Annotated in this window: 13 protein-coding genes; 11 read left to right on the top strand and 2 right to left on the bottom strand. The window is 41.7% G+C overall.

Going from position 1 to position 19412, the window contains the following annotated elements:
* Positions 1-84: 84 nt before the first annotated feature.
* The 11 genes from PVV70_RS07335 (at position 85) to PVV70_RS07385 (ending at position 15943) form a co-directional block, all read left to right on the top strand.
* Positions 85-351 carry a hypothetical protein gene (locus PVV70_RS07335; protein ID WP_273758614.1) on the top strand — a complete coding sequence of 89 codons (267 nt, stop codon included), beginning with the start codon at positions 85-87 and terminating at the stop codon, positions 349-351.
* Positions 326-1924, top strand: coding sequence for a BID domain-containing T4SS effector (locus PVV70_RS07340; RefSeq protein WP_273758615.1), 1599 nt, complete (start codon positions 326-328; stop codon positions 1922-1924). The genes PVV70_RS07335 and PVV70_RS07340 overlap by 26 nt, the downstream gene beginning before the upstream one ends.
* 337 nt (positions 1925-2261) lie before the next feature.
* A complete protein-coding gene (locus tag PVV70_RS07345; RefSeq protein ID WP_273758616.1) occupies positions 2262-3455 on the top strand; it encodes a BID domain-containing T4SS effector in 1194 nt (397 codons plus the stop codon).
* Positions 3456-3799: 344 nt separating this feature from the next.
* The gene (locus PVV70_RS07350; RefSeq protein WP_273758617.1) at positions 3800-4615 is read left to right on the top strand and encodes a BID domain-containing T4SS effector; all 816 of its coding nucleotides are present in this window, start codon (positions 3800-3802) and stop codon (positions 4613-4615) included.
* Positions 4616-4971: 356 nt separating this feature from the next.
* Positions 4972-6285, top strand: a complete 1314-nt coding sequence (locus PVV70_RS07355) for a BID domain-containing T4SS effector (RefSeq protein WP_273758618.1) — start codon at positions 4972-4974, stop codon at positions 6283-6285.
* Positions 6286-6593: 308 nt separating this feature from the next.
* Positions 6594-8555 (top strand): BID domain-containing T4SS effector, encoded by a 1962-nt coding sequence (locus tag PVV70_RS07360; RefSeq protein WP_273758619.1) that lies wholly within the window; start codon positions 6594-6596, stop codon positions 8553-8555.
* Positions 8556-8896: 341 nt separating this feature from the next.
* Entirely contained in the window at positions 8897-11263 is a 2367-nt protein-coding gene (locus tag PVV70_RS07365) for a BID domain-containing T4SS effector (RefSeq protein ID WP_273758620.1), read from the top strand.
* 784 nt (positions 11264-12047) lie between these two features.
* Positions 12048-13619 carry a murein biosynthesis integral membrane protein MurJ gene (gene murJ / locus PVV70_RS07370; protein ID WP_273758621.1) on the top strand — a complete coding sequence of 524 codons (1572 nt, stop codon included), beginning with the start codon at positions 12048-12050 and terminating at the stop codon, positions 13617-13619.
* Positions 13620-13678: 59 nt separating this feature from the next.
* Positions 13679-14749: a tryptophan--tRNA ligase gene (gene trpS, locus PVV70_RS07375; protein ID WP_273758637.1), complete on the top strand. Its 1071-nt coding sequence runs from the start codon at positions 13679-13681 to the stop codon at positions 14747-14749.
* Between the two features lie 63 nt (positions 14750-14812).
* Positions 14813-15304 (top strand): universal stress protein, encoded by a 492-nt coding sequence (locus PVV70_RS07380; protein ID WP_273758622.1) that lies wholly within the window; start codon positions 14813-14815, stop codon positions 15302-15304.
* A gap of 60 nt (positions 15305-15364) precedes the next feature.
* A complete protein-coding gene (locus PVV70_RS07385) occupies positions 15365-15943 on the top strand; it encodes a NifU family protein (RefSeq protein WP_273758623.1) in 579 nt (192 codons plus the stop codon).
* Positions 15944-16963: 1020 nt separating this feature from the next.
* On the opposite strand, the gene PVV70_RS07390 is transcribed toward PVV70_RS07385, so the two are convergent.
* Positions 16964-17299 carry a zinc ribbon domain-containing protein YjdM gene (locus PVV70_RS07390; protein WP_273758624.1) on the bottom strand — a complete coding sequence of 112 codons (336 nt, stop codon included), beginning with the start codon at positions 17297-17299 and terminating at the stop codon, positions 16964-16966.
* A 287-nt stretch (positions 17300-17586) separates the two neighbouring features.
* Positions 17587-19215 (bottom strand): alpha-D-glucose phosphate-specific phosphoglucomutase, encoded by a 1629-nt coding sequence (locus PVV70_RS07395; protein WP_273758625.1) that lies wholly within the window; start codon positions 19213-19215, stop codon positions 17587-17589.
* Positions 19216-19412: the final 197 nt, after the last annotated feature.

Raw genomic sequence — 19412 nt, forward strand, 5'->3', positions numbered from 1 at the left:
AGTAAAAAACATTTTGTTTTAAATACAGACCAACAAGATGTCCACAGAGACCAAGAAGAAAAATATTATGGAGTAAAATTCTTGATGACAGCTTTTATTCATAAACTTCCCGATCTAAGTGCTGTGTATGAAAAGTCCCAAAGCCATCCGATAATCAAGAGAAATTCTCTCCACCCTATCCGCATCCTTCATCAAAGCGCTCTTGCAAACAATATTAAAGGCAAAATAGCAAAAATCTCAAAAGAATACGCGATGGGGGACTTTCAACATGACCCGCGTTTAAGGCGCGTATCAATCACCACCCTACTTTCTCAGGAGAGACGATATGTTAGAGCAAAATTATCTCTATAAAGGAACTTCAACCCTAAAAAATAAATATGGCATCAAAAACCCCCAAAAACTGTATGAACGCTGCGCCCATGACACCGCAAAAGAAGCTGTTAATTTTCGTCATGAACCACCACCCCTAAAATTTGACACCGCTTATCTCAAATTAATTCACTGGAGCCTCTTCCACAAAACTTTTGAATGGGCAGGTCAGACCCGCGATACAACCTTTACCTTTGAAGATGGCACCTCTGCCCATATGCCGGCGATGCGTCCCAAAGGCTATGAAGTTCCTTTTGCTGTCGGTCCGCAGTTAAAAAAAGAGCTCAAACAACTCGAAAAAACACTAAGCGAAAAGAACAATTTAAAAGGTTTATCACACCAAGAGTTTGCTGAAAGTGCCGCAGAAATTTTTATGACGCTCGAACACGCACACCCTTTTCGAAAAGGCAATGGGCGCGTCAATCGAATGTTTATGGAAAAACTTGGACAAGCAGCAGGACATACCATTGACTTCTCTTTCATCACAAAAGGACGCATGACAGCTGCTTGTATTGAAGCGATACAACATGGCAATCCCCAACCGATGAAAGATCTTTTTGAAGATATCACACATCCGCAAAAATCCCTTGTTTTAAAAGAATTCATCACCCAGATGAGAAATGCTGGACTGGATGAAATTAACAATCGTGTTGTTGTTGCAGCAAAAGAAGGTGTAACCTATGAAGGCATCTTTAGAGGCACTTCAGCAGAAGGTTTTGTTATGGAAGTAGAGGGGGCTTTCGTCGTCGGGCACAAAGATGATCTTCCCCCAGAACAAATCAAAACATTACAGAACGGCGCCCGCCTCTGCTTTCAAAAAACCAACATTCAAAATGTAAAAGAAACCTTGATTCCACGAGAAACATTAGCCCCTCTCACCCAAGAAGAGTTATTTGCAAGAGTTTCAAATGACGCTTATGTTGAAGCATGCCGAAAAGAAATCGAACATTTATCAAAGACTGTATATGGTAAAGCCCAAGCCTTAAAGACAAAATTGGATATCGTAACGGCAGCTCCAAACTTAGGAAATCAATTTGCGGATGAAATTTTAGAAAACCCTCAGTCAATTTCTAAACTTGCAGGGAGTAAAGCTCTAGGCATGAAAAGTCCAAATCGCAGACAAGCCGAACAGACTGCTCCACAACTCAGCCAAGCTCTTAAAAGTTATGCCACAATAACACAGCAAAAAAAAGATGAAGTTCTAGAGCAACACCAGAGAGAACAAAATCGCCTGAGCCACGTGGTTGAGAAACCTGGAAAAAATTTACAAAACCTTTTTTCCTTATCAGAAGAACAACAAAGGGAAGCTTTATTGCATTCTCCAGCACTCCGACAAGAACTCCATACCTTTTCACGCCAATTACACAATCGTCTCTCCTCAGAAGATCGTAAAGCCATACAAGAAAGAGATCATACAAGATTGGCTTGTCTTCTTGGGACATCGGAAAGCAAAGCCAAAGAAATTGCACAGACTGTCAAGAACACCCAAGAAGCACACTGTCAAGTTCGCAGCTTGAAAGTTAGTCGCTCCTCATCGCTGGCACTTACGGGCTGAAAACGCGCACCTTTTTGCCTTCCAACAAAACGCTTGGTCCCAATCACTTCATCTCCCCCTCACTTCATCTCCCCCTCACTTCATCTCCATTGCACGCACCAATTGTTTTAGAATATTACAAAAAAATAGTCCTAAAAATTGATCCTATAATTTATTATAACTTATTGATAAGATTTCACAAAAAAACTGTATAAAAGACATAAATCTCCACTACAAGTCAATATGAATAGCGCGAAATCTTTGGAGGTCATTCAATTTGATATCTTCTTTTGTCAAGATATCAAAAAAGTGGGGAATGCACCAAAGAGGTTTTCTAAAATATTGAAAGGAAACAGCCATGAAAAAAAGCCACCCACAACCACCCCTTCAGAACCCAGACCCCCTCTACGCCCAAGTAAATAAACCAAACAGAAGAAGAGGCGGTCCACGCATCCCAAGCCCAGAAGAGGTACAAGCAGCAAATAGAAGTCAACCACCCCTTCAAGAAGATCCCTACGACATACCGAGGGGGAGAGCAGGTATGCAAGAGTCTTCCCCCTACGACACACCAAGAGGAAGAACAGGTCCCTATAATACGCCCTCTTCTCGACAACCATCAGAAACGGTCTATGCCCCCCAATACCCACTAGGAGGAACGATCTATGCTCCCCAATACCCATTAGGAGCTACCCGTGCAGCCGTTAATAGTGGTGCGAGGGGTTCGCGTGAGCCTTCTCCGGAAAACCCCTCAAATCCCTATGCCGTCGTTAATCTGGCGACAGGTGAAACAGAGTTTCAAGAGCTAAAAAACCCTCTCTATGACTCACCAAGCGGAAGCAATCAAGATCTGCGAGCATCCCCAAAAACCGAGGAATCTCCCTATGCAGAGATTGATCCAAGAACACAGAGCAGACACTCTCCCCAGAAACCAATAGAAACCGTCTATGCAACACTGGGCATGGGGGCTGAAGGCGGACAAGAGTCCCTACAACGTGAAAATCCAATCTACGAAGGCGTTGGCAGAGCAACAACGCCTCCTCCCAGAACCACTAAAGATATGGTTACGTCAAAGCTTTTACAACACGTAAACTTTCAATATGGTGTAAGGGAAACTCAAGAGTGGTGTAGAGTTGTTTACGGTAACGAACATGCCTTGAATGAACAACTTGCGAAGATTCTTGAAGATCCTAAAGGTGCAGAAAAAGTCTTACGCGATCTTGCAGAAAATCCTGAAAGCCCTGCGAAACTTGCTGGTCGGCAACTTCTTGGCGTAAAGAGCCCCGATCGTAAAGAGGCCGAAGACGGTTTTCCTCCCCTTTGCGCAGCTCTCGAGAGACATATCCATACGACACAAAAGCTTCACAAACAATTTACGCGTGAGCTCGAAAAAGGCCAAAAACGCGAAAGTCCGGAAGGAAGCCCTGAACACAGACATCACCATCACCATCACCATCATCATCGTCACGCAAGAGGACAAGAAGAGAATAGTCCAGAGCGCAGCCCACAACGGCAAAGACACGGGCAAGAAAAAGGGATGGCTTATGCCATGTAAGGGGAGCATCAATATAAAAACAGATCAATTTTTGTTTTTCATATAATCTCTTTTGCAGTAAGTTCCTTGGCGCAAATCGTTTCCTTACGGTTGCGCCAAGAATTGTTTTAAAATGGTGCAAAAAATAGTCCTAAAAGTGGATCCTATTATTTATTGTAACTCATTGATAAGATTTCATAAAAAAACTGTATAAAAGACACAAACGTTCGTTACACTGACTCCGAATAGCGCGAAATCTTTGGAGGCCATTCAGTGCGATATCTTTCTTTGTCTCAAAGCAAACAAAGCATAAAAGGCGAGAATGCCCCAAAGAGGTTTTCTAAAAATATTGAAAGGAAACAGGCATGAAAAAACATCAACCACACCCTTCTGCAACTCCAGAAGCCCTCTATGCACAAGTTAATAAACCAAACAGAGGAAACCAGCGCCGACCAAACCCAGAAGACGAAGTTCTATACGCATCCGTGAGCACCGTTGATCCTCTTTCAAGAGGTAGACACCACAATCAAAGGCAACAAGAATCTGAAACCGACTACACAGAAGTTGCTCCCCCAAAACGCGAAGAGGAAGTTCTATACGCATCCGTGAGCAGCATTGATCCTCTTTCAAGAGGCGGACGCCATAATCAAAGGCAACAAGAATCTGAAACCGATTACACAGAGGTTTCCCCACAACAAAGAGGAAGATCCTCCCTCACAGCTGATCAATTAACTGTCATACTTTTAAAAGATCCGAAGGTCCAAGCCTATGCAGAAGAGGTCGTGCATTGGAGTTCGGTTGTTTATGGACAAAACAACCTTTTCCAGAGCCACTTGCAAGGCATCCTTACAGATCCTGGTAAGGGAAGAGAGCTTTCAGATCAACTTGCTGAAAATCCTGAAAGCATGGGAAAACTTGCTGGTCGCCAAGCACTTGGTATGAAAAGTCAAGCACGCAAACAAGCTGAAGACGGCTTTAAACCGCTTGTTGATGCCATTGATGGTTATACAAAGGCTGTAGAACAGACAACGGAGAGGCTTTTGCAAACCCCTCAGGCAGAACAAAGACGCCATCACCATCACCATCACCATCATCATCATCATCACGCAAGGGGACAAGAACAGGATAGTCCAGAGCACAGCCCTCACAGGCAAAGGCATGGAATGGCTTATGCCATGTAAAGGGACATAAACATTAAAACAGATCAATTTTTGTTTTTTATTTAATCTCTTTTGCAGTGAGTTTCTTGGCGCAAATCGTCTTCTTACGATTGCGCCAAGAATTGTTTTAGAATGGTACAAAAATAGTCCTAAAACGGTCCTAAAAATGAACCCTGTCATTTATTGTAACTTATTGATAAGATTTCACAAAAAAACTGTATAAAAGACATAAATATCCGTTACTCTGACCTCGAATAGCGCAGATCTTTGGAGCGCATATCAGTTCGATATCTTCTTTTGTCTCAAAGTGATCCAAGCATAAAGAATGAGTATGCACCAAAGAGGTTTTCTAAAACAATTTTTGAAAGGAAACGTGCATGAAAAAAGATCACCCTCACCCTTTTCCATCCTCTTCAATCAAAGAACTCATAGAACTCTATGACAGAGCAGCGGCAGAGGTCTCAGGTGCCTCCCCTCTCCCTAAAGAAACGCCTTCAAAAAGCAAAAGACTATCAACGATACCGGAACAAGATGAGGGAAGACTCTCTGTTTTAGAAGAAGAAACGATTATGGAGACAAGTTCACAGACATCTGTTAGGATAACGAATCCAACAACGCCTCTTTCAAGCACGCGCGCGACCCAAAGACCGCAAGAAGCTGAAACAATACGCACAACAGTGTCTCCACAAGCCACCCAAAGAGCAACAACACGACTCTCAGAAGAAGAAATCTCTCGATTCCTTCCCCACCATTCATTGGTTAAAACCTATCAAGAGGAAATCCAACAATTATCGGCAAAAGCCTATGGCAACCCCAACATTTTACAAGAAAAAATGCTGGAAATTCAAAGAAACCCTCAAGCAGGAGAAGAGCTCTCATGGCGCATGGCTGCCCATCCTGAAAGTATTGCTAAACTTTCCGGTAAAAGCGTGTTGGGCTTAAAAAATCAAGCACGCAGAGACGCAGAAGAGAGTTTTTCCGCCCTCAGTCTCACCATTGAGTGTTATACAGAAGCCGTAAAAGAGGCAAGAGAGAGCCTCTCACAATCTCCAGAGCAAGAACTCAAAAACTATGAACGTCTAATGGGAAAGGCAGCCGTTGCTGAACTTCTAAAAAAACCAGATCATTCTCAAAGGGAAAAAGAAAGTCTTTCAGAAGCAGACATGTCCACTCAAATTCATCAAAATTCAAAAGTCAAAAGACACCATGCGCAAATCCAATATTGGTGCAAAGTTGTTTTTGGCCAATCAGACATTTTGCAATCACAAGTGGAAGAGCTTTTCCAAAACCCCGAAACAATAGAGCAGCTTGCTCAGCAACTGGCTGGAAATCCCAAGTCTATTCACAAGTACGCCGGTCGCAACTTTGCGGGCTTAAAAAATAAAGCGCGCATCCATGCTGAAGCGGGTCTTTCTCACCTCATTGATGCTACTGACAATTATGCAATGGCTGTCGCACAGGTAAGAGAGAGCCTTTTACAAACTCAGCAGACGCAACAAGAACGCCATGAAGCATCTGAGCAAACACAAAGCTTGCAGCAGCAACAAAACGTTTCACAGTCTGCTCAAAATCCTGAACTTTCAGCAGCCACACATGAAAGAGCAACGACCTCTACTCAGCAAAGAGAAAGAGAAACGGATTTGCGTCCTCGCAAAACTACCGCCCCAAAAGCGATGGCTTTTGCCAGCTAAACAGACATAAGTTTTCGCGTTGAATCCAACATCTTGGCGCAACACAAGAGAAAGGTGATTTGCGCCAAGAAAGAGAGAGCGTTGAAACAAAGTTCATTACCCCCACCATTTAATCTAAGCTATTGATAAAAAAGTCTTTAAAGGGTGGTCATAATCTGCATCAAGAGAGTAAAATCGTGTGAGACCGCTCAAGTTTCATACCCTCTCTCATAAAGCCCAAGTGAAAAAGCATAAAACAGAATAAACACCAACACAGTTTGTAAAATAGTCCTTAAAAACAATATTGGAAGAGCTTGAAAGGAGCATGCATGAAAAAAAAACACCCCTCCCCTTTTATCCGCGAAATGATGGAAAAATTTCAACAACAGGCTGAACAATCCCCCACCAGAACATCTTCTCCCCAAGTTTCTCAAAGCGCACAAAACCCATCTGGTCAAAAACGCCCAGAGAACTTACCTCCCTCCCCCAAGATTGCGCCACCGCCTCCCCCACGCGTAAGAGAAAAAACACTAAGCGACGTAAAAATCCAAAAGCCTGAAACCCAAGAGACGCCTCCTCTACAGGCAAAAGTGGCGCCACCAAAACCCCCACGTGCAAAAGAGAGGCAACAACACAGCCCACAAGTTGAATCTTCGCCCTCCCAGCAAAAAAAAGTGGCCCCACCCCCTCCTCCACGCAGGAGAGAAAAAACGCCAACCGACATAAAAATCCAAAAGCCTGAAACCCTCGAGCGCCCCTCCTCGCCCACAAAAACCGCGCCACAAAGACCACCGCGTGCAAAAGATAGACAAGACAGCCCACAAGTTCAAGCCTCTCCCTCCCAGAAAAAAAGAATGGCCCCACCCCCTCCCCCACGCGGAAGAGATAAAACACTAAGCGACGCAAAAATCCAAAAGCCTGAAACCCTCGAGCGCCCCTCCTCGCCCACAAAAACCGCGCCACAAAGACCACCGCGTGCAAAAGATAGAATCCAGCACAAACCAACCGTTCAAAAGGAAGAAAATCCCTATGCAACACCTGCTCCGCAAATACCCCCACGCATGAGAGATAGAGTGCAAAACGGTGCAAAAATCCAAAATCCTGAAACCCTCGCCCCAAGTGTTAAACCCAAAACACCACAGCACAGGACAGTCAGGCAGCAAAGCAGTTCATCCTCACAAGACAGTGGAACCTATGCAGTCCCTCGTTCAAGAAAATCGCATCATAGGAGAGACAGACAAAAAAGCGATGCTGTCGTCCAAAAAACGGCCACTTCACACGCAGCAAGTGAACAATCAAAACGGTCTCAAGAACAAAAAGCCTCTCTTAATACAATGGAAAGAGAGCTCTTGCTCGTAGCATATCAAGAAGAAATACGATTTTTGTGCAAAAAGGTGTATGGTGACCGGCTTATTTTAAACGAAAGAATAGAAGGAATCAAAGAAAACCCCGCTATCGGAGAACAACTCTTATGGGATGTTAAAGAAAACCCTCAGTCTATTTCTAAGCTTGCGGGTCGAAAAGTTCTTGGCATAAAAAATCATGCGCGCAAACAAGCTGAAGATACGCTTCCTAATCTGTGTGAAGCCATTAGCGGTTATGTGTATACTGCAAAATATACAAAAAGTGAGAATATTTCACAAATACTTCACACAGAACAACAACAGCATCAACACGCGCAACAGGAAGAAGCAATCAATTCACACACACAAAATCCGCTCACTTCAGAAAAGAAAATTCAGCCTCTGTCAAATCAGGAAATTGCCCGCAGAGTTCAACAAGATCCATCGGTTCAATATGGTCAAAGAGAAGTCCAATATTGGTGCAAAATTGTTTATAATGATCCATTTATTTTGCAATATAGAATGGAAGATATGCACAAAATTCCAAGGATGGGAGAAGAGCTTGTCTTTCAAATTGAAAAGGATCCGACCTCTTTTGCTCCCCTTGCTGGTAGAAAGGCCCTTGGTATAAAAAACGGCGCGCGCAAAGCCGCTGAAGAAAATCTTTCTACCCTTTGTACCGCCATTAAGGATTATGCTGAGACGATAATCCAATTAAGAGAAGCCATTGTGCAAAACCATCAGACAGAACAACAACAACGCCATCAACCGCAGAGCGATCTCGATAAAAAATTGCAAAAGCAACAAAGCTTATCAGAGCCACCGCAGCTGCCTGAGCGCTCCACAACAAAGCGACGTCAAGAGGTTACTGAAACATCGAGACAAGAAGAGCACCCCCCTATTCGACCACGCAGAGGCGAAACATCAAAAGCAATGGCTATGTCGTAACAGTCTCATCACCATTGGCTTTTCACAGAAAACTTTGGTGCAATTATTTTGCCAAGTTTGCACCAAGGGTGGCGTATAACCTACAGAAAAATTTGAATAAACTCTCCTATGACAAAACGCATTGATAAAATTGCACGATAACATTTCATAAAAATGACCACCCCTGACGGAGTGCCATCATCAACTTGATTACATGCGAAGAGAGTCAAATTTTTCCCATCATTCAAATCGGTACTCTTCTTTGAAGAATGAGAAAACGCTTATAAAAATAACATAAGACAAAAAATGTAAAAAAGAAGCTTTTTAAAAAATAAATATTAAAAACTTGAAAGGAAATATGCATGAAAGACAACACAGAACAGGGTGCCACCTCCCAACAGGAAGAATTGCAAGAACAACACCCTGCAATGAATGCAGCCGTTTTAAAACAAATCAATGAAGAAGCGCAAAATTTCTTTTATCCCAATAGCAAAGTGCTTAAAAATAAATACCGCATTAAAGATAAAGAAATATTGAAAGAACGCTGTTGTGATGATGTAAAAAAAGAAATAATCAAACTGCGCCAAGAGCCCCCACCAGAGCAATTTGATACCGCCTATCTCAAATATCTTCATCACCGCCTCTTTTCTCGTGCATTTGAATGGGCTGGCCAAACCCGCCAAGCACCTTTTACCTTTGAAGATAGCACTGTTGCTTCTATGCCCATTTTGAAGCGAAAAGAATTTACAAAACCTTTTGCGATTGGCAGAAAAATACAAGAGGGACTAGAAAAGTTAGATAAAACACTTGCTGAAAAAAAGAATTTACAAGGCTTATCCCGCGAAGAATTTGTTGAACATGCTGCTGAAATAATGATCGATTTACACCACTTGCATCCTTTCAGAGAGGGCAATAGGCGTACAAAGAGACTGTTTGTTGAAAAACTCGCTCAAGCAGCAGGACATGAGCTCGACTTTTCTGTTGTGAGCAAAAAGCGCAAAGACTTTGTCCGCGCAGCCGCCATGGAACGTGGCGATCCAGAACCCATGAAGCATCTGCTTGAGGATATCTCTAATCCAGAAAAATTGCTCATTTTACAAGAATTCACCAACTCTATGAGAAAGCTTGGAATGGGTGAAAGAAATTATTATCTCGCTGTCGTCGCAAAAGAAGGAGAAACCTATCATGGTACCTATAGAGGCTGTGGAGCCAATGGTTTCATGATGGATGCTCAAGGGACTCTTATCTTGGGAAATAAAAAAGATCTCACACCAGAACAAATACAAACATTAACAAGTGGTGAAACCTTCTCCTTTACAGCATCAAAAGCTCAAAGCCCGCAAAAAACCCAGCAAAAAACCCAGCCCAACACATTGCTTTCAGAAGAAAAAAGAGCCTCTCACACACACGATGAAATAACTGAAAAAAATCGAGACACCCCATCCATTCCAACCAAGAGGAGAGAAAACGCGCATTTTGCCTTATGGGTTGCCCCTCATGCTTTACAGAACAACGTTGAAATTATATCCCAAAGTCTGCAAGAAAAAGAACAAAGGGCTCAATCTGCTTCCTCTATGAGTCAAACACAAAAAGATTTCCAAGAAACCATTTTACAGACCAACAAGACAGCGACAAATGATCAAGTATCTGTCCAAATGACAAAGGAAACAGGCTCTGATCATCAAGAAAGAGCCAAACAACGCCCCCAAAAAGTAATGGCATACTGGGACACAGGGACAAAAACGAAAGAAGAGCGCACACCCGAGCCAATGCAAACATTAAACATGGGTGACGCCCTCTCCTTTACAGCACCAAGCGCTCAACACCAGCAAGAAGTGCTGATCCCCGCCAAGAAAATAGCTCCCCTTACCAGCAACGAAATGGCCACAAGGATAAAAAACAACACATCACTTCAAGCAAGAAGAACAGAAATCGAGACTTTGTGCCAAATCATTTATGGCAATCGACATATTTTACAGGAAAGAATTGAAAGGATTCATGAAAATCAAAGGGAAGGAGAACAGCTTACCGATCAAATTGCCACATCTCCTCAATCGATTGCTCAGTTGTCTGGAAGCAATAGATTTGGCATAAAAAATAACGCCCGCACCAAAGCTGAAGCCAATATTTTTCCCCTCTGTAGAGCCATTGAGTGTTATATCGATATTTTTAAACAAGCAGAAAGAGACATTCTCCATGACCATCACGCCAAACAAAGACGCAGTGAACAGTCGGTCGCAATGCCTAAGGTTTGGATGCAAAATCTGCTTTCCTTGCCAAAAGAACAGCAGCAAGCAACATTATCAAACTCTCCTCAATTAAGGGCGGAAATAAAGAATTATATCAAAAAAATCAATGAACGCTTATCCTCAAGCGAGCATGAAGCGATAAAAGAAAATAATCCCGAAAAGCTTGCGAAAAGTCTTGGCACATCAGCCATCAAAGCAAAAGAGATTCTGGCAATCGTCAAGCAAACAAAAGAGATAGAACATAACATACACTCCATGGATTTTTATGACCACCCATTGAATGAGCGCTCAGCGCCAAACCAGCATCAATCTCTCCCGCATCAAGGGCTCAAGAAAAACACTGAAAAAACAAGGTCGAACTCGCTTGATAAAGAAGCAAATAAAACACAAAAAATAACGGAAAGTATCCATCAAAACCTCAAGAGACAAGAAAATATTTCCTCTCACAAGATGCAGCACGCAAAAGCCATGACTTTCTAAAAATTCATATAAGCTTTCATTTTTTTGCCCTCTCTGGTAAAAAAGATCGCCTTCCCCCTCTGTCTTCATCGGCAAATCAATCGTGCGTCAACAAGATTTGAAAAACATATAAGGAGAAACTTTATTGATTTGCTCAGATTTTATCGCCATCCATGATGCCAAAAATTTAAATAGGCAAGATGCTGTTGAAAGATTACGTCTTGTCATCCTCTGTTGATGGAATCTCTGAAACCGGAATTCCGGCTCATTTGGGGAGAGCATAAAACCGTAAAAGTGAAAAAACTATCACACGCTTTGCCTTAACCTTTTAGCTCAGCCTGACAAGCTTTTAAAAGCATTAAAAGCCCTCTGTCTTTTAAAACATGAAAATTGCGCATTGCTTCACACTTTTATTTGCGTTCTTTTTTATTTGCGTTCTTTAAAATAGGGATCACATCCCTCACGTAAAACACAATGCCATTGGATTGCAGGCTTCATAAACATTACTCCCCTAAAGAGAAATGATCATTCTATATCTCAGAACTTTTATGACATCACTTCCATATTCCAATTTGAAAAAGAAATTTTAATGATTTTATGGCAACAATAAAAATTGTAAGGCAACAATAAAACAAGGAGCATGTTAAAAGTCTTCACGCAACCATTGTTGACAGAAAGACAAACACCGTCGTAAAACGCTATACAAATATATTCTTGTATGGGTATACAGATCAGATTTTCACGATTTAAAACGGCTTATTTCTCCTGTCACCGCTTCTTTTTTACCACAAACCCGATATATCTTATGACATTAATTAAAAAAATTGCAACAGTTGCTTCCGGAACTCTCATGAGCCGTATTTTTGGCTTCGTCCGTGAAATGCTTATGGCAGCAGCCTTAGGGACTGGTCCTGTTTCTGATGCCTTTAATGCTGCTTTTCGTTTTCCCAACACATTTCGCCGTTTTTTTGCTGAAGGCGCCTTTAATGCCGCTTTCATTCCTCTTTTTTCAAAAAAGATCACAGAAGATGGTCAAGAATCTGCCTGCAAATTTGCAGAAGAAGTCTTTGGCGTTCTCTTTTCTCTTCTTTTACTGTTAACGATTGCGATGGAACTCAGTATGCCTTTTTTGGTACGAACCATTATTGCACCAGGTTTTAGTGAAGATGCAACAAAGTTTAACGCCACAATTCACTTTACTGCGATCATGTTTCCCTATTTAACCTGCATGTCGCTGGCCGCGATGATGGGGGGTATGCTCAATGCTCTGCGCCGCTATTTTATTGCCGCCGTTGCCCCCCTCTTTTTAAATATCATTCTGATTGGTGTATTGGCCTATGCTTGGATCTATCAACTTGATGCTTGGCATATCGGCTTAAATCTCTCTTGGGGTGTGTTGGCCGCAGGGCTACTTCAACTGGCCTTAATTGCTGTTGCTTTACGACAAAGCGGCATGAAAATTTTCTTCCGTCGTCCCCATTTAACCCCTAATGTTCGCAAGCTATTAACCTTAGCGTTCCCGGCAGCCATCACGGGTGGTATCACGCAAATTAATTTGCTCATCAATACCAACATTGCGTCTTGTCAATCAGGGGCTGTCTCTTCTTTGATGTATGCTGATCGCCTTTATCAATTGCCTCTAGGCGTGATTGCCATTGCCGTTGCAACCGTTCTTTTGCCAGAATTAACCCGCGCTTTACGGAGCAAAAAGCATGAAGAAACCCACCATTTGCAAAACCGCTCTATTGAATTAACGCTATTGTTAACACTCCCAGCATCCATCGCTTTTTTGCTGCTGTCCTCCCCCATTGTGAGTTTACTCTTTGAGCGTGGACAGTTTACTGATCACTCAACACAACATGTCGCACAATTATTGGAACTTTATGGACTAGGACTTCCAGCTTTTGTTCTCATCAAGGTCTTTATTCCTAATTTCTTTGCCCATGAAGATACCAAAACACCGATGATTTTTACGGGCATTTGTGTTTTCATCAATATCAGCCTCGCTTTAACATTATTTCCTTCTTTTTCAGCACGCGGCATTGTTATTGCGGAAATTACTTCTGGATGGGTTAATACACTACTGCTTTGGGGAGTCCTTATCAAACGGGGGTATTGGAAATACGACGCCCAACTGATCAAGCGAATATTATGCCTCATGATCGCTTCCCTTTTGAGTGCACTCGCCCTCTATTACGGATTAAATGTGTTTGGATTTTTATCTTTTCCTTTATCCTCAAAAGCCTCCTTTTTCTTGCGCACCAGCACCTTAGCAGGGATCATGCTTAGCATATTCTTGCTCTATTTTATGGCCTATTTTTTATCCAACCCCCGTTCCTTTTTTCACACGCTTAAAAATTTGAAAAAACGTCTATAATCTCTATACTTTGTCAAAAATAATAAAACGAATAACCTTAAATGAGAAAGCGCACTCCTATGGATACCTTCACTCCCCTTGTTTTTTCCGGCGTACAACCGAGTGGTCACTTACATCTTGGCAATTATCTTGGAGCCCTTCAAAATTGGGTTGAACTACAAAACACTTATCACTGCCTCTATTGTGTTGTGGATATGCATGCGCTCACCGTCAACCCAGATCCCCTTATTTTACGCGAATCCACCAGAACAGTGACAGCCGCCTTTCTAGCCGCCGGTGTTGATCCCCAAAAACACATTATTTTCAACCAATCACTTGTTTTTCAACATGCGGAACTCGCCTGGATTTTAAATTGTGTTGCCCGCATTGGCTGGCTTCAACGTATGACACAATTTAAAGATAAAGCAGGAAAAGATCGCGAAAAAGCATCCCTTGGGCTTTTTGCCTATCCCACGTTGATGGCTGCCGATATTTTACTCTATCGTGCAACACATGTTCCGGTAGGGGAAGATCAAAAACAGCATGTTGAGCTCACACGCGATATTGCACAAAAATTTAACAATGATTACGCACACCGTATTGCTGACTTAAATTTTGGCATTTCTATGCCAACGGATGAAGAAAAAAGACAAGGCTTTTTTCCCCTCCCAGAAGCGCTGATTGGAACAACAGCCCCACGCGTTATGTCCTTGCGTGATGGAACAAAAAAAATGTCAAAATCAGATCCTTCAGATTTCTCACGGATTAATTTGACCGATGATGCAGATCTTATTGCCCAAAAAATACGTAAAGCCAAAACAGATTCTGCGCCTCTTCCAGATTCTCTTGACACTTTAAAAGAACGACCAGAAGTGGATAACCTGCTTGGTATTTACGCCGCCTTTGCCAAAGTTAGTAAGGAAAAAGTTCTTTTAGAGTTTTCTGGTCATCAATTTTCCCATTTTAAAACAGCGCTAGCGGACCTTGCCGTCCATAAGCTTGCCCCTATAACAGGAGAATTACGTCGCCTTCACCAAGAAAGCGGTTATATTGACTCCATTTTGCATGATGGCGCAGAACGTGCTAGTATGCTTGCAGAAGAAAATATGAAAAAAATTCGTGAAATTGTTGGATTTTTGCACAATACATAAAAACAATACCCCTAAAAACTGTAGAGAGCAAAAAAAGTCATTTGTACAAAATAGAGAAAGTGCATGATTTCTAAACCCAAAAATCCGAAAAAAGAACCCAAGAAAAAAAACCTCGTCATCATCGATGAGACACCAGAGTGTCGGCGTGCCGTTGCGTTCGCCGCACAACATGCCCAAAACACCAAGAGAACTTTGGTCTTGCTTTGTATTGTTGATAGTGCAGAATTTCAACATTTTTTGGGTGTAAACAATGTTATGCGTACAGAATCAACGCAAAGTGCTCATAAGATATTAGGAGACATTGCCAGTGAAGTCCGTACCACCCATGCACTGGAAACAGAAATAGTGGTGCGTGAAGGAAAAAAAATTGATGAAATTTCTAAACTGATCGACGAAGATAAAAGAATTGCACTGATTGTTTTAGCTGCCAGTGGCCATACAGAAGGACCAGGCCCCCTTGTTCAATTAATCGGAAATAGAGGGACAGCTTTTTCGATCCCTGTCATTGTCATTCCCAGCAATCTTGCGGATGAAGATATTCAATCGATTGCTTAAAAAATATAATATTTTAAAATGGTATGATTTTTCTGATCCTTCATGATAAAAGGAGAGATTATGTTTATTCAAACTGAAACCACCCCCAACCCTGCTACACTTAAATTTCTACCAGGGCGCGTGGTTCTTTCGGAGGGCGTCTTAGAATTCCGTAACCATGAAGAAGCAGCTAAAAACTCACCTTTGGCAGCTAAACTGTTTAATATTCCCAATGTCAATGGTGTCTTTTTGGGCTATGATTTTATCACCATAAGCAAAAAAGAAGGGGAATGGCAACATCTCAAACCCATTATCTTAGGCACAATTATGGAACATTTTCTATCCAATGAGCCTGTCATCACCACCAGCGCGACAACACAAGCAAAAGCCCATGCCCTTAACGAAGAATTTTATGACGAAAAAGACGCTGATATTGTTTTAACCATTAAAGAGCTACTTGAAACACGTATTCGTCCAGCCGTTGCCAATGATGGAGGCGATATTACTTTTCGCGGGTTTGAAAATGGGATTGTTTACCTCAATATGCGGGGGGCCTGCGCTGGATGTCCCTCTTCAACAGCAACACTCAAACATGGGATTGAAAATCTTTTACGCCATTTTATCCCTGAAGTTTTAGGCGTTGAAGCCATGCCACAATAAATATTGATCTCAATAGGTAAAACGACCACACAGATTGTCTTTCTTTAACAGCGCTAGAAATATGAGGGTCAAAAATCTTGTGCTATTTTATCCCTCATAATTTTAGAGAGCAGCCATGCTGTTATAAAAGTACAATACGGTTTCAAAAAATCTGTACAATGATAGGTTTCTTATCATCTCCCCATAGACCTTTAAAGATCTAACCGCCCCCTTTAAGAAGCATAAGTGGTTTCAAGGAACGCATCACATACATGCAAGGATAACGTAACGGCGGGGATGCCACTTTAAATTTATTTTGTCGCCCTTGTCATGCAACTTTATCCTCCAAAACAAGGAATTCATTACAGCAAAAAAACAGTGTAAGACAGGGCACACACTTAGTCTCCCTTGTGTCCCATCATTTTCAGTATTTCCGACGACAAAATCCTGCAAAATGCTTCTGTAGCAAACGATCGACAAGGTTCACACTTTTTTACACCTTGAATGGGAATCCTGACAATCTTCTCCTTTTAATTCTGTTTATTGCATCAACCAAAATCATTGGCTTACCCATCACCAATTAGATGATCATCAAAACGATTTTTAAAATACCCCTTATAAAAATTTTTAAATATAAGGATGCAACATAGGAGCAAATATAAGAACTGTTGCAACATTGAGAACAGGTAAAGTATGTCATGATGTCGTCTTGCACTTTTATGAAACATAAAAATGATAACGCTCAACGGCGCTTGCCCTATACCATTTTCATAAGTCTCATTACGAAAGAGGTTTAAACATCTTAAGAAAGATATTTTTTTAAAGATCATAGCGACTTTTTCTCTTCTTGAAATCAAGAATTTTCCCTCTATCATCGTCAATCTCAACTCCATAAATTAAGACGCAAAAATATCAAGATCTGTAAAAAATAAATACATTAAAGCCAAATCTATGAGAGTTGTTTTGGAAATGATCTGTTAAAAGCAAAATATGAAAATAGAAAACCAACGAAAAGCAAAACAATTGCAAGAGGATAAACACTTAAACTTTTTTAACAAATTCCGACTTTAAACCCATCTGTCCAATCCCAGGAATTTTGCAATCAATATTATGATCCCCGTCCACCAAGCGAATATTCTTGACCTTCGTCCCACCTTTTAAAACAGAGGAAGCGCCTTTTACTTTCAGATCTTTTATCACCATAACGGTATCTCCATTGGTCAAGATTTGACCATTAGCATCATAAACAATCTCGGAAAGAACAGTATCGTCGCTCTTTTGGGGCCATTCATGCGCGCATTCAGGACACACAAAATTTTCACCCTCTTCATAAGTATAAAGACAATCACAACGAGGACATTTGGGATATTGGGTCATAAATTCCCCTCTTTTAAGAAAAATCATTCACAATAACTGGTCATAAAGCAAGAAGAGCTTATTGTCCATTATTTTAGAAAACCATGTTCTTTTATTTCCCCTCAATCCGCCCCCTATGTTCATAAATGCGATCATCCCATACAACAATCGATGCCTTTAATAAGGATGATCGATCATTGCACAATACCCCCGTAGACCATAAGATTCTCTTATATTGAATCAACCAACGCCTTTCGAAGGTAATCAATCACGATATCCTTGCAAGTCAGAAAAACATTCCAATGATCTCATGTAATAATATCAGGATGGTCTCGTCCCAATTCTTGTTGTATGTTCAACAGTTTTAGGGCCACCTGTTGCAAAGGCTGCAGAACGTCTTGGGGATTTAAATTATGTCTGCGCGGATCCCTTTCATATTGTTCAAAATAAAGCCGTAAGGTAGCGCCTAGCGTCCCTGTCCCTGATAAACGGACCACCAACCGTGCGCCATTCTCGAAAAAAATACGGATACCTTGCCGCGTGCTAATGCTCTGATCAACAGGATCATGATAGGTAAAATCATCTGCTTTTTTGACCAAAAATCCAGCAATTTCTGTTCCAGCTTGTGGTAAATGCCCCCGCAAGTGTTCGAGTAAAGCCAAAGTTTTATCTTCTTCAACTTCTTCATAATCATGACGCAGTGCGTAAAAGCGCCCATAGGTACGCCAATGCTGTTGCACAATTTGTGCAACAGTTTTCCCTGTTACTGCTAAAAGATTTAACCAAAATAAGACAGCCCATAAACCATCTTTTTCACGGATATGATGAGAGCCGGTTCCAAAGCTTTCTTCACCACAAAAGGTTACTTTCTCCGCATCCAGAAGCGTTCCAAAAAACTTCCACCCTGTTGGCGTTTCAAAAAAGTTTAATCCGAGTTTTTCAGCAACCAAATCCGCAGCAGGCGTTGTTGGCATAGAGCGAGCAACCCCTACAATGCCTTTTTGATAACCTTTAATGAGGTGTGCATTCTCCACCATAATCGCCAAAGAATCCGAAGGTGAGACATATTGCCCACGTCCAATAATGAGGTTACGGTCGCCATCACCATCAGATGCGGCGCCAAGGTCTGGCCCCTGCTCCGACATCAATAAATCATAAAGAGCCTTAGCATAAACCAAATTGGGATCTGGATGACCACCTCCAAAATCTGGCAAAGGAATTCCATTGACCACCGTCCCTTTAGAAAATCCTAAGCATTTTTCAAAAATTTCATGGGCATAAGGCCCTGTTACCGCATGCATAGCATCAAACCGCAAAGTAAGACCTTTAGCCACAGCCTTGGCAATACAATCAAAATCAAAAATCTCCTGCATCAAAGCAACATAATCGGCAACAGGATCAATAATCTCAATCTGCATCTCTCCCATAAAGGTTATCCCTTGCCGATCTAAATTAACATCTGGCGCTTCAAAAATTTTATAAAAGGAAAGACGTTGCGATGTTGCAAAAATAGCCTCACATAAAGAATTCGGTGCAGGTCCACCGTTGGCAATATTGTATTTTATCCCACAATCTCCCTCTAGCCCCCCAGGATTATGGCTTGCAGAAAGAATAACCCCACCATGCGCACGGTATTTACGGATAAGATGTGAAACAGCAGGCGTAGAAAGAATACCGCCCCTTCCCATTTTAACACGAGAAACGCCATGCGCTGCTGCCATCTTCAACACAATCTGAAGGAGTGTCCGATTAAAGGAGCGCCCATCCCCCCCAAGAATCAACAGCTTTCCTTCAAGAGGTCCAATATTATCAAAAAGAGACTGTATAAAATTTTCCACATAATGGGGTTGTTGAAACACAGACACCTTTTTGCGTAACCCAGATGTTCCCGGTTTTTGCCCCTCAAAAGCTGTGGTCAAAATTGTCTTTATGGTCATTGGTCATACCTTCATATTCTTTCCTTTAATTTTAAAATGAAGAGTATTCAAAGTCGACTATTAATTCCACTTGACGCACGTGTGAAATATTTGCACACTTGCCAGAGATCAGAATTTTTTAAGAAGCCCTTTTATTTAAAACGCTCTTTCCCATATGGTTTTAGATATGAAGGCTGTTTTAAAACGCAATTTTCGTA

Source organism: Bartonella sp. AU55XJBT (genome assembly GCF_028618525.1).

Bases quoted from the DNA above. Each gene is read 5' to 3' on its own strand.
- PVV70_RS07345 (WP_273758616.1), top strand. From the start codon at position 2,262: ATGAAAAAAAGCCACCCACAACCACCCCTTCAGAACCCAGACCCCCTC.
- PVV70_RS07395 (WP_273758625.1), bottom strand. From the start codon at position 19,215: ATGACCATAAAGACAATTTTGACCACAGCTTTTGAGGGGCAAAAACCG.
- PVV70_RS07335 (WP_273758614.1), top strand. From the start codon at position 85: ATGACAGCTTTTATTCATAAACTTCCCGATCTAAGTGCTGTGTATGAA.
- murJ (WP_273758621.1), top strand. From the start codon at position 12,048: ATGACATTAATTAAAAAAATTGCAACAGTTGCTTCCGGAACTCTCATG.
- PVV70_RS07380 (WP_273758622.1), top strand. From the start codon at position 14,813: ATGATTTCTAAACCCAAAAATCCGAAAAAAGAACCCAAGAAAAAAAAC.
- PVV70_RS07390 (WP_273758624.1), bottom strand. From the start codon at position 17,299: ATGACCCAATATCCCAAATGTCCTCGTTGTGATTGTCTTTATACTTAT.
- trpS (WP_273758637.1), top strand. From the start codon at position 13,679: ATGGATACCTTCACTCCCCTTGTTTTTTCCGGCGTACAACCGAGTGGT.
- PVV70_RS07385 (WP_273758623.1), top strand. From the start codon at position 15,365: ATGTTTATTCAAACTGAAACCACCCCCAACCCTGCTACACTTAAATTT.
- PVV70_RS07355 (WP_273758618.1), top strand. From the start codon at position 4,972: ATGAAAAAAGATCACCCTCACCCTTTTCCATCCTCTTCAATCAAAGAA.
- PVV70_RS07360 (WP_273758619.1), top strand. From the start codon at position 6,594: ATGAAAAAAAAACACCCCTCCCCTTTTATCCGCGAAATGATGGAAAAA.
- PVV70_RS07340 (WP_273758615.1), top strand. From the start codon at position 326: ATGTTAGAGCAAAATTATCTCTATAAAGGAACTTCAACCCTAAAAAAT.
- PVV70_RS07365 (WP_273758620.1), top strand. From the start codon at position 8,897: ATGAAAGACAACACAGAACAGGGTGCCACCTCCCAACAGGAAGAATTG.
- PVV70_RS07350 (WP_273758617.1), top strand. From the start codon at position 3,800: ATGAAAAAACATCAACCACACCCTTCTGCAACTCCAGAAGCCCTCTAT.